This window comes from Burkholderia gladioli, from assembly GCF_000959725.1.
In the GTDB taxonomy this organism is placed as follows: Bacteria; Pseudomonadota; Gammaproteobacteria; order Burkholderiales; family Burkholderiaceae; genus Burkholderia; species Burkholderia gladioli.
The window spans coordinates 1,802,087-1,816,690 of the sequence record NZ_CP009322.1 but is presented as its reverse complement, the minus strand read 5'-3'; the positions used below and the strand labels follow the sequence as shown (position 1 = coordinate 1,816,690).

Annotated in this window: 14 protein-coding genes and 1 pseudogene; 13 read left to right on the top strand and 2 right to left on the bottom strand. The window is 69.2% G+C overall.

All coding sequences use genetic code 11. From position 1 onward, the window contains the following. Positions 1 to 111 precede the first annotated feature (111 nt). The 3 genes from BM43_RS08235 to BM43_RS08225 all read left to right on the top strand — a co-directional run bounded on the left by BM43_RS08235 (position 112) and on the right by BM43_RS08225 (position 1,955). Positions 112 to 501, top strand: coding sequence for a VOC family protein (locus BM43_RS08235; RefSeq protein ID WP_036055908.1), 390 nt, complete (start codon positions 112 to 114; stop codon positions 499 to 501). Further along, entirely contained in the window at positions 498 to 998 is a 501-nt protein-coding gene (locus tag BM43_RS08230) for a hypothetical protein (protein WP_144417639.1), read from the top strand. The genes BM43_RS08235 and BM43_RS08230 overlap by 4 nt, the downstream gene beginning before the upstream one ends. Before the next feature lie 147 nt (positions 999 to 1,145). Next, positions 1,146 to 1,955 (top strand): AraC family transcriptional regulator, encoded by an 810-nt coding sequence (locus tag BM43_RS08225; RefSeq protein WP_025098905.1) that lies wholly within the window; start codon positions 1,146 to 1,148, stop codon positions 1,953 to 1,955. A 64-nt stretch (positions 1,956 to 2,019) separates the two neighbouring features. Here BM43_RS08225 and BM43_RS08220 read toward each other — a convergent pair whose 3' ends face one another. Then, entirely contained in the window at positions 2,020 to 3,081 is a 1,062-nt protein-coding gene (locus tag BM43_RS08220; RefSeq protein ID WP_036055910.1) for a threonine aldolase family protein, read from the bottom strand. A 167-nt stretch (positions 3,082 to 3,248) separates the two neighbouring features. On the opposite strand from BM43_RS08220, the gene BM43_RS08215 reads away from it, so the two are divergent. The 5 genes from BM43_RS08215 to leuB all read left to right on the top strand — a co-directional run bounded on the left by BM43_RS08215 (position 3,249) and on the right by leuB (position 7,484). After that, positions 3,249 to 3,890 carry an alanyl-tRNA editing protein gene (locus tag BM43_RS08215; protein WP_036055911.1) on the top strand — a complete coding sequence of 214 codons (642 nt, stop codon included), beginning with the start codon at positions 3,249 to 3,251 and terminating at the stop codon, positions 3,888 to 3,890. 184 nt (positions 3,891 to 4,074) lie between these two features. Further along, positions 4,075 to 5,484, top strand: a complete 1,410-nt coding sequence (gene leuC / locus BM43_RS08210; protein ID WP_036055912.1) for a 3-isopropylmalate dehydratase large subunit — start codon at positions 4,075 to 4,077, stop codon at positions 5,482 to 5,484. A gap of 2 nt (positions 5,485 to 5,486) precedes the next feature. After that, positions 5,487 to 5,639 (top strand): entericidin A/B family lipoprotein, encoded by a 153-nt coding sequence (locus BM43_RS08205; RefSeq protein ID WP_025098901.1) that lies wholly within the window; start codon positions 5,487 to 5,489, stop codon positions 5,637 to 5,639. A 74-nt stretch (positions 5,640 to 5,713) separates the two neighbouring features. After that, positions 5,714 to 6,364 (top strand): 3-isopropylmalate dehydratase small subunit, encoded by a 651-nt coding sequence (leuD, locus tag BM43_RS08200; RefSeq protein WP_013690584.1) that lies wholly within the window; start codon positions 5,714 to 5,716, stop codon positions 6,362 to 6,364. A gap of 52 nt (positions 6,365 to 6,416) precedes the next feature. Continuing rightward, a complete protein-coding gene (leuB, locus tag BM43_RS08195) occupies positions 6,417 to 7,484 on the top strand; it encodes a 3-isopropylmalate dehydrogenase (RefSeq protein WP_036055913.1) in 1,068 nt (355 codons plus the stop codon). A gap of 244 nt (positions 7,485 to 7,728) precedes the next feature. Here leuB and BM43_RS42665 read toward each other — a convergent pair. Further along, a pseudogene (locus BM43_RS42665) lies at positions 7,729 to 7,887 on the bottom strand (3-isopropylmalate dehydrogenase); the annotation flags it as partial. On the opposite strand from BM43_RS42665, the gene asd reads away from it, so the two are divergent. The 5 genes from asd to trpB all read left to right on the top strand — a co-directional run bounded on the left by asd (position 7,886) and on the right by trpB (position 14,604). Beyond that, entirely contained in the window at positions 7,886 to 9,007 is a 1,122-nt protein-coding gene (gene asd, locus BM43_RS08185) for an aspartate-semialdehyde dehydrogenase (RefSeq protein ID WP_036055914.1), read from the top strand. The pseudogene BM43_RS42665 and the gene asd sit on opposite strands and share 2 nt — an antisense overlap. A 296-nt stretch (positions 9,008 to 9,303) precedes the next feature. Further along, positions 9,304 to 11,748 (top strand): FimV/HubP family polar landmark protein, encoded by a 2,445-nt coding sequence (locus BM43_RS08180; RefSeq protein WP_042286723.1) that lies wholly within the window; start codon positions 9,304 to 9,306, stop codon positions 11,746 to 11,748. Then, the gene (truA, locus tag BM43_RS08175) at positions 11,748 to 12,581 is read left to right on the top strand and encodes a tRNA pseudouridine(38-40) synthase TruA (RefSeq protein WP_036055916.1); all 834 of its coding nucleotides are present in this window, start codon (positions 11,748 to 11,750) and stop codon (positions 12,579 to 12,581) included. The genes BM43_RS08180 and truA overlap by 1 nt, the downstream gene beginning before the upstream one ends. Before the next feature lie 79 nt (positions 12,582 to 12,660). Beyond that, a complete protein-coding gene (locus BM43_RS08170) occupies positions 12,661 to 13,359 on the top strand; it encodes a phosphoribosylanthranilate isomerase (protein ID WP_036055917.1) in 699 nt (232 codons plus the stop codon). A gap of 51 nt (positions 13,360 to 13,410) precedes the next feature. Then, a complete protein-coding gene (trpB, locus tag BM43_RS08165) occupies positions 13,411 to 14,604 on the top strand; it encodes a tryptophan synthase subunit beta (RefSeq protein ID WP_013690578.1) in 1,194 nt (397 codons plus the stop codon).

The following is a 14,604-nucleotide window of genomic DNA, read 5'->3' as shown; positions in this document are numbered from 1 at the left end:
TGTTTTGTTTTGGGCGTGCCCTGGGTGCCTCGCATGCCGTGTATCGCCGGCTCGACGCAGGCGGCGGGGCGGCGTGGCATCATCAGGACATTCCGTCGTCGGGAGCCGTCGATGCTGTCTCATGTCTGTATCGGTGTGGAGGATGTCGAGCGCGCCTACGCGTTTTACGCGCCGCTGATGGAGGCGCTGGGCCTGCGGCTGAAATTCCGCAACCCGCCCGAGATGGCGGGGTGGATGCCGGCCGAGGCGGCGCGACCGCTGTTGCTGGTCTGCCGCCCGTTCGACGGCGGCGCGCCGGCGCCCGGCAACGGCCAGATGCAGGCCCTGCTGGCACGCGATCGCGCCACCGTCGAGCGCTGCCACGCGCTCGCGCTGGCCGGCGGCGGCAGTTGCGAAGGGGCGCCCGGCTTGCGGCCCCATTACCACCGCGATTATTACGGCGCGTATTTTCGCGATCCCGACGGCAACAAGCTCTGCGTGGTCTGCCACGAGCCGGAATGAATGCCGGCGCCGCCTGTCACAAAGCGCGTACAAAACTCGACAGGCGGCGCGGCCGATCCGTCTACACTGCGGACATTCACCAGAACGATCAAATTCAGGGGGCGCCGGTGCGTATCCAATCCCTATTGGCGAGCCTGCTCGCCGCCGCGACGCTGTCCGGCTCGATCGGCGCGAGCGCGGGCGTCGCCGAACAGAACATCCGCGACGCCGCGAACGGTACGCTGACCAAGTCGGTCCCGCCCGCGCCGACCTGCCGGGCCGATGTCACCCGGCCGCCGCCGTATCCCATGCTGCGCGGCGAGGGCGGCGGCGGGCTGCTGGGTGCCGGCATCGGCCTCGCCTCGCTGGCCGTGCTCGCGGCCAGCGCGTCCATGCTGTCGCCGCCGCGGCACGGCGATATCTTCCGGCCGGCCTGCGAATCGAACCGGATCGCGAAGTCGTCCTCGGATACCTATCCGTTCGCGACGCCCTCGTCGGCGCCGATGTCGACCGAATAACCCGCCCCTATCGGCCTTGAAGCGGCTCCGGCGCCCCGGGGCCGGGCATGCTAAGCTCGAACGCACTCCGGCTTAGGGCCGGCTATGCCGCGCCGCCGAGGAGGCGGCCACGGCCCGTTCCCGCCTTCCCGCATCCAGCCGCTTCCCATGAAAGACCGCGTCGAATACACCCGCAGCCGCGACGTCCCCGGACTCGTGCTCGGCGACGCGCGTTTCAGCGAATTCCGCTTCGATCGTCATTACCACCTCGATTTCCACGTCGGGGTGGTGACCGAGGGCGTCCAGCGCCAGCAGTTCGGCGGCAAGACGGTGTTGCTCGGCCCCGGCAGCGTCTCACTGATGCCGCCCGGCGAGGTGCATGACGGCACGCGCGTGGGCGACGGCGCCTACACGCTGAAGACCTTCCGCCTGCCGCCCGAGCTGATGGCGGGGCTGGCCGAGGAGTTGTCGGGCAGCACGCGGGAGCCCGCGCTGCAGGGCGCCTCGCTCGAGGATCTGGGGCTGGCGCAGCGGCTCAACGCGATTCACGCTGCGCTGCGCGGCGAATACCGCGATGCCCCGCTGGGCGTGCAGTCGGCCTGGCTGGTCGCGCTCGAGCGCCTGTTCGCGCAATCGCGCGCCTGGGCGCCGCGGCAGGTCGCGGGTGCCTTGTCGGATCTGCAATGGCAGCGCGTGCGCGACTACTGCGAGGCGCATCTGGCCGAGAAGATCACGCTGGACGAACTGGCCGCGCTTTGCGAGCTGGACCGTTTCGTATTCCTCAAGCTGTTCAAGCGCAGCGCCTCGATGACACCGCATGCCTGGCTGGTGCGGCTGCGCCTGGAGCGTGCCTGCCTGATGCTGCACCGGGGCACGCAGTCGATCGCCGAGGTCGCGCAGGCCGTCGGTTTCTACGACCAGAGCCATTTCAACCGCGCCTTCCGGCGCGCCTTCGGCTGCGCGCCGTCGCGCTACTGAACGCCATCCAGGCAAACGTGCCGACGCGCCCGCGCGAAACCGGGGCGCTCGCTCGTGCGCTGCCTCAGCCGGCCGCGATGCGCGCGATGTCCAGCAGGCGGTCGACCTCTGCCTCGGTGGTGGCGAACGAGGTGACGAAGCGCACCACGCCCGGTTCCCAGCGATCGTGATAGAAGTGCACGCCGGCCGCCAGCAGGCCGACGATCACCGGCTGCGGGAGCCGGCAGAACAGGATGTTGGCCTCGGCGGCACCCGTCATCGACACGCCCGGCACGCCGGCCAGCCCGGCCGCGAGACGCTGCGCCATGGCATTGGCGTGACGCGCGTTGCGCAGCCAGAGATCGTCGGCCAGATAGGCGTCGAGCGGCGCCGACAGGAAGCGCATCTTCGAGGCGAGCTGCCCGGCACGCTTGCGGCGGAAGGCCAGTTCCCCGGCGCGGCGCGGGTCGAACAGCACCACCGCCTCCGAGCCCGGCACGCCGTTCTTGGTCGCGCCGAACGACAGCACGTCGACGCCGGCGCGCCAGGTCATCTCGGCCGGCGAGCAGCCCAGCGATACCAGCGCATTGGCGAAGCGCGCGCCGTCCATGTGCAGCGGCAGATTGGCCTCGCGGCAGATCTCGCCGATCGTGCCGATCTCGTCTAGCGTGTAGACGCTGCCGACTTCGGTGGCTTGCGTGATGCTGACGGCCGAGGGCTGGGTGGTATGGACGTCGCCGAGCTTGGCGCGGGCGGCCGCGCGCAGCCGGGCCGGGTCCAGCTTGGCCGCGGGGCCGTCCACCGTGATCAGCTTGGCGCCGTCGGCGTAGAAGGCCGGCGCGCCGCATTCGTCGTTGTTGATGTGGCTGCCCGGGTGGCACAGCACGCTGCCCCAGGGCGGCGTCAGCGCGGCCAGCGCGAGCGAGTTGGCGGCCGTGCCGGTGGAGACGATGAACACCGCCACCTCGTGCTCGAACAGCTCGGCGAGCCTTTGCTCGACGCGCGCGGTCCAGGGATCGGCGCCATAGGGCGCCGCGTGGCCGGCCGCGCAGGCGACCAGGGCATCGAGCACGGCGGGCGCCGCGCCGGCGGTGTTGTCGCTGCTGAAGTTCAGGGTCGGTTGGTCCGGCGTCGGGGCGTGTTCCATGAGGCGTGATCCTGGCGAGTCGTCTGAGGAAAGGAGTGGTTCGGGCATCAGGCTACGCGCGCGGCGTCGGGCGCGGATTGTAAAAAATTGAATGGCCCGAACCCCTTGAGCGGCGCGGCTGTCGACCGCATAGTCGGAACCTCGATATCCCCGCACGAGGAAACACCATGACGATCCGCCGCTATTTCGACAGCGATGCGCTGACGCTGAGCACCGAGGTGCTCGCCTGCGAGCCCGACGAGGAGGCCGGGCGCTTTCGCGTGACGCTGGCCGAGACGCTGTTCCATCCGCAAGGCGGCGGCCAGCCGTCGGATACGGGCCGGATCGGCGAGGCGCGCGTGCTGCGCGTGGCCGCCGACGGCGAGGTCGTCGTGCACCTGGTCGATCGCGCCGTGGTGCCGGGCGAGGTCGAGATCGAGGTCGACGCCGGGCCGCGCGCGCTGCATGCGCGCCTGCATTCGGCCGGGCACCTGATCGCCTACGTGGGCGCGGCCGTCGGCTGGCGCGCCGTGAAGGGACATCACTGGCCCGGCGAGGCGCGCGTGGTGTTCGAGCGCGACAGCGCCGACGCCGAGCTGGCCGCGATCGAGGCGCAGGCGCTCGCGAACGGCGTCAACGCGATGATCGCGGCCGGCTTGCCGCGCGTGCTGGCCGAGCGGGAAGGGCGGCGCGTGATCGCCTATGGCGAACACGATTTCAGTCCCTGCGGCGGCACGCACGTGGCCGGCACGGGCGAGATCGGCGCGGTGCTGATCACCAAGGTCAAGGAGAAGAAGGGGCAGGTGAGCGTGCAGTACGAGGTGGCCTGATTCGGCGCGGGGTGCCCGTTAGCGCCCCCATTTGCCGGGTAGCACTTATCCAGGTATCGAAACTACCATTCAACCCACTGTTTTTATTGGGTTTTTTCTCATCCTGGTAGTGCCGGGCGGCAATCTTGGTGGCATAATCGACCGAACCCAGAAGGAACCGTCGTCACCACAAACCCCGCATACCATGGCACAGACTCTCTACGACAAATTGTGGAATTCGCACGTCGTCCACACCGAGGAGGACGGCACCGCATTGCTCTACATCGACCGTCACCTGCTGCACGAGGTGACGAGCCCGCAGGCGTTCGAAGGGCTGAAGATGGGCGAGCGCCCGGTCTGGCGCATCAGCGCCAACCTCGCGGTGTCCGACCATAACGTTCCCACCACCGATCGCACCCACGGCATCGCCGATCCGGTCTCGAAGCTGCAGGTCGACACGCTCGACGCGAACTGCGACAGCTTCGGCATCACCCAGTTCAAGATGAACGACGTGCGCCAGGGCATCGTGCACATCGTCGGCCCGGAGCAGGGCGCGACGCTGCCGGGCATGACCATCGTCTGCGGCGATTCGCATACCTCCACGCACGGCGCGTTCGGCGCGCTGGCGCACGGCATCGGCACCTCGGAAGTCGAGCACGTGCTGGCCACCCAGACGCTCCTGCAGAAGAAGAGCAAGAACCTGCTGATCAAGGTCGAGGGGCAACTGCCGCGCGGCTGCACCGCCAAGGACATCGTGCTGGCCATCATCGGCAAGATCGGCACGGCCGGCGGCACCGGCTACGCGATGGAATTCGGCGGCTCGATGATCCGCTCGCTGTCGATGGAAGGCCGCATGACGGTCTGCAACATGGCGATCGAGGCAGGCGCGCGCGCCGGCATGGTCGCGGTGGACGATACCACCATCGACTACCTCAAGGGCCGCCCGTTCTCGCCGACCGGCGCCGAGTGGGACCAGGCCGTGCAGTACTGGCGCGGCTTCCGCTCCGACGACGGCGCGCAGTTCGACCGCGTGGTCGAGCTGAGCGCGGCCGACATCGTCCCGCAGGTGACCTGGGGCACTTCGCCGGAAATGGTCACGGCGGTCGACAGCCGCGTGCCCGATCCCGAGCGCGAGAAGGACCCGGTCAAGCGCGACGCGATGGAGCGCGCGCTGAGCTACATGGCGCTCGAGCCGAACATGCCTATCGAATCGATCAAGGTCGACAAGATCTTCATCGGCTCCTGCACCAATGCGCGCATCGAGGACATCCGCGCGGCCGCCTACGTGGTGAAGAAGCTGAATCGTCGCGTCGCCGCCAACGTGCGCCTGGCGATGGTGGTGCCGGGCTCGGGCCTGGTGAAGGCGCAGGCCGAGCGAGAAGGGCTCGACAAGGTGTTCAAGGATGCCGGCTTCGAATGGCGCGAGCCGGGCTGCTCGATGTGCCTGGCGATGAACGCCGACCGCCTCGAGCCGGGCGAGCGCTGCGCGTCCACCTCGAACCGCAATTTCGAGGGTCGTCAGGGCGCGGGCGGCCGCACCCACCTGGTCAGCCCGGCGATGGCGGCAGCCGCCGCCATCGAGGGCCATTTCGTCGATATTCGCCGGCTGGGATAAGCATGCGCAGCAACCGCAACCTCATCGTCGGCCGCCTGGCGGCGGCGCTCGCCCTGGCGGGCATGGTATTCGGGCTGGCCGCCTGCCACACGGTGGCCGGCGTCGGCGAGGACATCAATGCCGCGGGCCGCGCGATCACGCGCGCCGCGAACTGATCGCCGCCTGACGGACCAAGCGAAGAACAGTCGAGCGCCGGCCCCGGGGCCGGCGTCCAATCTGGAAACGGATCATGGAAAAATTCACAGTGCATACCGGCGTCGTGGCGCCGCTCGATCGCGAAAACGTCGACACCGACGCGATCATCCCGAAGCAGTTCCTCAAGTCGATCAAGCGCACCGGCTTCGGCCCGAACGCCTTCGACGAATGGCGCTACCTCGACCGCGGCGAGCCGGGCCAGGACAATGCCAAGCGTCCGCTCAATCCCGACTTCGTGCTGAACCAGCCGCGCTACCAGGGCGCCTCGGTGCTGCTGGCGCGCAAGAACTTCGGCTGCGGCAGCTCGCGCGAGCACGCGCCCTGGGCGCTGCAGCAATACGGCTTCCGCGCCATCATCGCGCCGAGCTTCGCCGACATCTTCTTCAACAACTGCTACAAGAACGGGCTGCTGCCGATCGTGCTGACCGAGCAGCAGGTCGACCACCTGTTCAACGACACCTACGCGTTCAACGGCTACCAGTTGACCATCGACCTGGAGGCGCAGGTGGTGCGCACCGGCGACGGCCGCGAATATCCGTTCGAGGTGTCGGGCTTCCGCAAGTATTGCCTGCTGAACGGCTTCGACGACATCGGCCTGACCCTGCGCCACGCCGACAAGATCCGCCAGTTCGAGGCCGAGCGCCTGGCCAAGCAGCCCTGGCTCAACAACCGTCTGATCGGCTGAAGGCGCGCGCGGCGCGCGGGTTCCGAACTCACAACTCTTTCAGGAAAATCGCATGAAGATTGCAGTGCTGCCGGGCGACGGCATCGGCCAGGAGATCGTCACCGAAGCGGTGAAGGTCCTGAACGCCCTCGACGAGCAATTCGAACTCGAACAGGCGCCGGTCGGCGGCGCCGGCTACGAGGCCGCCGGCCGCCCGCTGCCCGAGGCCACGCTGAAGCTGGCCAAGGAAGCCGACGCGATCCTGTTCGGCGCCGTGGGCGACTGGAAGTACGACTCGCTGGAGCGTGCGCTGCGTCCGGAGCAGGCGATCCTCGGGCTGCGCAAGCATCTCGAGCTGTTCGCCAACTTCCGCCCGGCGATCTGCTACGAGCAACTGGTGGACGCCTCGCCGCTGAAGCCGGCGCTGATCTCGGGCCTCGACATCCTGATCGTGCGCGAGCTGAACGGTGACATCTACTTCGGCCAGCCGCGCGGCACGCGCGAGGCGCCGGACGGCCCGTTCGCCGGCGCGCGCGAGGGTTTCGACACGATGCGCTATTCGGAGCCCGAGGTGCGCCGCATCGCCCACGTCGCGTTCCAGGCCGCGCAGAAGCGCAACCGCAAGCTGCTGTCGGTGGACAAGGCCAACGTGCTCGAGACCTCGCAGTTCTGGCGCGACATCATGATCGACGTGTCGAAGGAATACGCCGAGGTCGAGCTCTCGCACATGTACGTCGACAACGCCGCGATGCAACTGGCCAAGGCGCCCAAGCAGTTCGACGTGATCGTCACCGGCAACATGTTCGGCGACATCCTCTCGGACGAAGCCGCGATGCTGACCGGCTCGATCGGCATGCTGCCCTCGGCCTCGCTCGACAAGAACAACAAGGGCCTGTACGAGCCCTCGCACGGCTCGGCGCCGGACATCGCCGGCAAGGGCGTCGCCAATCCGCTGGCGACCATCCTGTCGGTCGCGATGCTGCTGCGCTACTCGTTGAATCGCGGCGAGCAGGCCGAGCGTATCGAGCGCGCGGTGCAGAAGGTGCTGGAGCAGGGCTACCGGACCGGCGATATCGCCACGCCGGGCTGCAAGCAGGTCGGCACGGTGCAGATGGGCGACGCGGTGGTCGCCGCGCTGTAAGCCCGAGCGGGCGGCCCGCCGCGTGAAGCGACGGCGCGGCGGCCGTTCCGGTTCGCGATGCGAGGCGCGGCGAACCCTCGTTCCGGTGCGTATTGCCTCGATCTGTCCCGGAAACAGAGTACCCGCGCGACATCGCGCACGATAGCAACGACGGGCCGTTGTACGGCCCACCAGGTTTGTGTAGACTCTTTCGCATGGCGCAAAATCGTTCGATCTCCCCGGTCTCCAAGCTGCACGGCATCACGGCCCGTGCGCTGACGCGCGCCATCGTCTCCACGAAAATCATCACCACGAAAACGATCACGAAAAGCTGATCGTCATCCGTCGTGCCCGCCTGATTTCCCCGCGCGGTTACACGGGGGACGGAAAAGGCGGGGAAGCTCTCAAGCAAAGGGTTAGTCATGAACGTAGGTCTCGTAGGTTGGCGCGGCATGGTCGGCAGCGTCCTGATGCAGCGCATGCAGGAAGAAGGCGATTTCGATCTGATCGAGCCGGTGTTTTTCAGCACCAGCAACGCGGGCGGCAAGGCACCGGCCTTCGCGAAAAACGAGTCCACGCTCAAGGACGCCTCGAGCATCGACGATCTCAAGAAGTGCGACGTGATCATCACCTGCCAGGGCGGCGACTACACCAACGAGGTGTTCCCCAAGCTGCGCTCGGCCGGCTGGAACGGCTACTGGATCGACGCGGCCTCGTCGCTGCGCATGAAGGATGACGCGGTCATCATCCTCGACCCGGTCAACCTCGACGTGATCAAGGACGCGCTGGTCAAGGGCACCCGCAACTTCGTCGGCGGCAACTGCACGGTCAGCCTGATGCTGATGGCGCTGGGCGGCCTGTACCGCGAGAACCTGGTCGACTGGATGACGGCCATGACCTACCAGGCCGCATCGGGCGCCGGCGCGCAGAACATGCGCGAGCTGCTGTCGCAGATGGGCACGCTGCACGGCGCGGTGGCCGAGCAACTGGCCGATCCGGCCTCGGCGATCCTCGACATCGACCGCCGCGTGCTGGCCGCGATGAACGGCGAGGCGATGCCGACCAGCCAGTTCGGCGTGCCGCTGGCCGGCTCGCTGATCCCCTGGATCGACAAGGATCTCGGCAACGGCATGTCGAAGGAGGAGTGGAAGGGCGGCGCCGAGACCAACAAGATCCTCGGCAAGCCTGCCATGGGCGAGCCGGGCTCGATCCTGGTCGACGGCCTGTGCGTGCGGATCGGCGCGATGCGTTGCCATTCGCAGGCGCTCACCATCAAGCTGAAGAAGGACGTGCCGCTCGACGAGGTCAACGCGATCCTCGCCTCGGCCAACGACTGGGTGAAGGTGGTGCCGAACGAGCGCGAGGCCTCGATGCGCGAGCTGTCACCGGCCGTCGTCACGGGCACCCTGACGGTGCCGGTCGGCCGCCTGCGCAAGCTGGCGATGGGCGGCGAATACCTGTCGGCCTTCACGGTCGGCGACCAGCTGCTGTGGGGCGCGGCCGAGCCGCTGCGCCGCATGCTGCGCATCCTGCTCGACAAGTAAGCCGAAGCGTTCCGCGTCCGGCAAGGACGGCGGCGACGGCGTTCGCGGTGCCCGGTGTTTCGCCGGGGCGGCGAGCGCCGTTTCGTTTTTGTGCCCGTCGCGCGGCGGTCGCGTCCGGTCCGGATCCGCGGCCGGCGCCACAAATTCGACGAAATGGCCGGCGGGTAAAGTAAACTACGCGGTTACGACGCAATCGGCGTCGCGCACGCGTGGCGCCCTGCGCCCCCGCGACGTCCAGAATCCTGTCCTCCTTCCAACGCGAACCAGGGCCGCGCGCTGCCGCGGCGAATGTGCCGATGACGCTGCGATTTTTCCCCGGTATTTCCCCTCTTGCCCGAGCACGCGCCGCGCTGTCGCCGCGAGCGTTCGCGCTTCGTGCGATCGCGGGCGCGGTGTTCGCGCTGATGTCCGCTTCGGCCGTGCCGCTCGCGCAGGCCGCGCCGTCCGATGCCGCGGCGAGTGCACCGCAGTCGATCACGGTCCAGCCAGGTCAATCGCTCAACGATATCGCGGTGGCGGCCACCCAGTCGCGCGATCCGGGCGTGCTGGCGCGAGCCGGCCGCGCGCTGTTCGCCGCGAATCCGCAGGCTTTCATGAAGCACGACCCGAGCCGGCTGAAGGTGGGCGCGACGCTGACGGTGCCGCCGCTCGACGCAAGCGGGTCGGCCGTGGCGTCGCCGGTTGCCACATCGACTGTTTCGGGGGCTTCAGGGGCTTCGGCGCCGGCCGGGGCCGCGCCCGCACATGCAGGCACTGCCGCGACGGCCGTGGCAGGCGCAGTGGCGCCGTATGCGGGCAGCTCGGCTACGCCGGGCGCGTCGTCGGCGGGAAGTGTTGCGGGAGCGCATTCCAATCCTGCTGCCGCCGTACCGGCTGCCGGTGGTTCGATGCCGCATCCGGCGACGGTTGCAACAGCGGCCACTGGCGCGGCCCCGGTCGCAGGCGCTTCGTCGGCTTCGGGCGCATCGCATGTCGACGCGTCGTTGCCCGCGCATCCGGCCGGCGTCTCGTCGGCTGCGGTAACGGGCGTGTCGGCGGCCGCGGCGGTGACACCGACTTCGGCGGCGCTCGCCCAGGGCGGCTCCGCGGCGACGGCTGCACCGGCAACACAGCCGGGCGCCGCCCAGCATGCCAATGGCGGCAACCCCGGCGATCCGGCCAGCGCGCATTCCTGGAGCGGTTCGATCCAGACCGCGCCGCCGGTTGGATCGAGCGCCGCGGAGGCCGCACTGCTGGCCCCCGGCAGCGCGGTCCAGGTCACGCCCCGCGCGGCCTCGGCGCCGCTGGCGAACGCACCGCAGGCGCGTCCGTCCAGCCTGCAGCAATTGCTGGCGCTGAAGAACCGCGTGCTGATGGAATTGCAGTTGCACGGCATCGGCAAACCCGCGCCCGACAGCGCGGCACCCAAGGCGAAGCCGGCAGCGGCGCCGTCGAAGGCGGCGCCAGCAAGCGTGGCATCGGCGGCGAGCGGGGCGGAGCAGGCTTCCAGCGCCTCGGCGTCGTCCGCGCCGGCCTCGGCACCGCCCGTTGCAGCAGCGCCCGCCAAGCCGGCCGCCGCGCAACCCAGTGCCCCGGCAGCGCCGTTCGACCGGACCGCGGTGATCGCGGTCGGTGTCGCGGCGGCGGCGCTGATCCTCGGTTTCGCATTCCGGCGTCGCAAACGCGCCGAGCCCGATGACGAAGCCGTGCCGGCCGCCGCGAAGTCCGAACCGCCGGCGGGCAAGGTCGCGGACGAGGCGGCCGTCACGCCGCGGCCGTCGGCGCGTGGCGCCGATGCCGACTCCGTGGCAGGAGCGGGCGTGCTTGCCGCCGAGGCGGCGGCGCAACGCACGTCGGCCGAACCGGAAGCCCCGGCCCCGCTCGATCATCGCGATCATGAGATCACGCCGCCGACCATCCCGCCGACGGCGGTTTCCAACGAAACACCGGCCGCCGCGATCGTCCCTGACGAGACGGTCACGCCGGCCGAACCCGCGGCACCCGCGGCCGACCTGGCCGCGCATACCAACACGCCCGACGCGGCCGAGCCGCCGCCGGGCCAGTCCGACCACGGGAACCTGCCGGCGCCGCTCGAGGCAGCGCCGCCGACCGTTCCCGCCGAACCTTCGAGCTTGACCGAATTGAATGAACTGACTCATCCCGTCTCGTCCGGTGTGCCCGTGCACGAATTCCCGGCCGATGCGGTGTCCGCGCTGGACAGCCTCGACATGCCGCTGCCGCCGCGCAGCGGCCTGCCCGACGCGGGCCTCGATTTTGCATCGCATGACGCAACTAACGGTCTGCCCGACCCGCGCCTGCCGGCTGCGGGCCTCGAGCCGTCCGAATCCACTCATCCACATGAAACCGGCAAACAGAAGGGTGACCTTCATGGCTCGTCGGCGGCCCATGCGGGGACGGATCCCGCCGCCGACGAATTGCCGCTCGACGACGAGCCCGGTCCATCGATCCCAGAAAACCGTCCCGCCCCGAGCTTCACGCCTTTCGGCGCCGCGCAGTTCGGCGCGCTGAATCTCGATTTCGACCTCGACCTGCCGGCCGGCCCGGGCGCGACGCTGCCGCCGCCGACTGAGGCCGCGCTGGACCAGATTGCGCGCAACAAGCTTGAACTGGCCGGGGAATATGTCGAGCTCGGCGACCTGCACGGCGCGCGCCTGCTGCTGGGCGAGGTGATCGACGCGAACCGCGCCGACACGCGCGAGGCCGCGCGCGCCATGCTCGCGAAACTCGCCGACGCCTCGTGATGCGCATCGCCCTCGGTATCCAGTACGACGGCGCGGCGTTCTGCGGCTGGCAATCGCAGCCGCACGGCAAGACCGTGCAGGACGAGCTGGAACGCGCGCTCAAGGCGTTCGCGCTGGTGCCCCTGCAGACGGTGGTGGCCGGTCGCACCGACACGGGCGTGCATGGCCTGGGGCAGGTGGTCCATTTCGACACCGACCTCGATCGCAGCGACTTCTCCTGGGTGCGCGGTACCAACGCCTTCCTGCCCTCGACGGTGGCCGTGCAGTGGGCCAGGCCGATGCCGGACAGCTTCCACGCGCGCTTCGCCGCGTTCGAGCGCACCTATTACTACGCGCTCTACGTGCATCCGGTGCGCTCGCCGATGCTCGCCTCGCGTGCCGGCTGGGTCCACACGCCGCTCGATATCGAGGCGATGCGCGAGGCCGCGCGGCACCTGATCGGCGAGCACGACTTCTCCTCGTTCCGCTCCTCGGAATGCCAGTCGAAGACGCCGGTCAAGCACCTGTACCAGATCGATATCCGCGCCTCGGGCAGCTTCATCCACTTCCGGTTCCGCGCCAACGCCTTCCTGCACCACATGGTGCGCAACCTGATGGGCTGCCTGATCGCGGTGGGACGCGGGCGCTACCCGGCCGACTGGATGGCCGAGGTGCTGGCCGCGCGCAACCGCGAGCGCGCCGCGCCGACCTTCGCGCCCGACGGGCTGTACCTGGCGCATGTCGGCTATCCTGAGGAATTCGCGGTGCCGCCCGCGCAACTCGGCAGCGTGCCGTGGAGCACGGTGTGGGCCGACCTCGACGGCCCGGCGCCCGGCGCGAACCCGCAGCCCTGAGCGCCTCAATCGAACCCGAGCCGCGCGCTCGCGAGCCGATCCGGCTTCGCGGCGCGCGCGCCAGCAGGAACGCCTGACGATGACCGATACGACCCTTTCCGCCGGCGGCCCCGCCGCCACGCCGCAAGCCCGTACCCGCATCAAGCTGTGCGGGCTGTCCCGTCCCGCCGATGTCGATCATGCCGTGGCGCTCGGCGCCGACGCGGTCGGCTTCGTGTTCTACCCGAAGAGCCCGCGCGCGGTGAGCATCGCGCAGGCCGCCGAACTCGTGCGGCGCGTGCCGCCCTTCGTCTCGGCGGTCGGGCTGTTCGTGAACGCCGCGCCCGGGGAACTGGCACGCGTGCTCGACGCGGTGCCGCTCACCACGCTGCAGTTCCACGGCGACGAGACGCCGGAGCAGTGCCTGGCGCTCGCGCGCGAGGCCCGGCTGCCCTGGATGCGCGCCCTGCGCGTGGGGGCCTCGACGCAGCGCGCCGATTTGGTAGAATCGGCACTTCACTATTCGACAGCCAGCGGCTTGTTGTTCGACACCCATGTGCCGGACTACGGCGGCAGCGGCAAGGTCTTCGATTGGTCACTTATTCCCGCAGAGCTCGTGCATCGGGCCGTTTTGAGTGGTGGCTTGAGCGCTCGAAACGTCGGTGATGCGATACGCCAGATCCGCCCGTACGCGGTCGATGTCTCCAGTGGCATCGAGGTACCGGGCGAGAAGGGCGTGAAGGATCACGCCCGGATGGCGGCGTTCGTGAGCGCGGTGCGCGCGGCGGACGCCCAGTGAGCACAAGGCCGGCGCGGCATGCGCCGGGCCTGCCAGTCGAGAGACACATTCATGTACGACCTTCCTGATGATCGCGGCCACTTCGGCCCGTATGGCGGCGTGTTCGTCGCCGAAACCCTGATTCACGCGCTCGACGAGCTGCGCGAGGCCTACGACCGCTTTCGCGACGATCCCGAGTTCGTCGCCGAGTACAACCGCGAGCTCAAGCACTTCGTCGGCCGTCCCTCGCCGATCTACCACGCGCAGCGCTGGAGCGAACTGCTCGGCGGCGCGCAGTTGTACCTGAAGCGCGAGGACCTGAACCACACCGGCGCGCACAAGATCAACAACGTGATCGGGCAGGCGCTGCTGGCGCGCCGGATGGGCAAGAAGCGTGTGATCGCCGAGACCGGCGCAGGCCAGCACGGCGTGGCCACCGCCACCATCTGCGCGCGCTTCGGCATGGAGTGCATCGTCTACATGGGTTCCGAGGACGTGCGCCGCCAGGCCGCCAACGTCTACCGCATGAAGCTGCTCGGCGCGACCGTGGTGCCGGTCGAATCGGGCTCGCGCACGCTCAAGGACGCGCTCAACGAGGCGATGCGCGACTGGGTCACCAACATCGAGACCACCTTCTACATCATCGGCACGGTGGCCGGCCCGCATCCGTATCCGATGCTGGTGCGCGACTTCCAGCGCGTGATCGGCGACGAGTGCAAGGTGCAGATGCCCGAGATGGCGGGGCGCCAGCCCGACGCGGTGATCGCCTGCGTGGGCGGCGGCTCGAACGCGATGGGGATCTTCTACCCGTACATCGACGATACGAACGTCCAGCTGATCGGCGTCGAGGCGGCCGGCGACGGGCTCGACACGGGCCGTCACGCGGCCTCGCTGACGGGCGGCAGCCCCGGCGTGCTGCACGGCAACCGCACCTACCTGCTGCAGGACGACGACGGGCAGATCATCGAGACGCATTCGGTATCGGCCGGCCTCGACTATCCCGGCGTCGGCCCCGAGCACGCCTGGCTCAAGGACAGCGGCCGCGCGCAATACGTGCCGATCACCGACGAGGAAGCGCTGAAGGCCTTCCACGATTGCTGCCGGATCGAGGGCATCATCCCGGCGCTCGAGTCGAGCCACGCGATCGCCTACGGCGCCAAGCTCGCCGCCACCCTGCCGAAGGACCGCATCCTGCTGGTCAATCTGTCGGGCCGCGGCGACAAGGACATGCATACCGTCGCGGAACGCGGCGGCATCGTGCTCTGA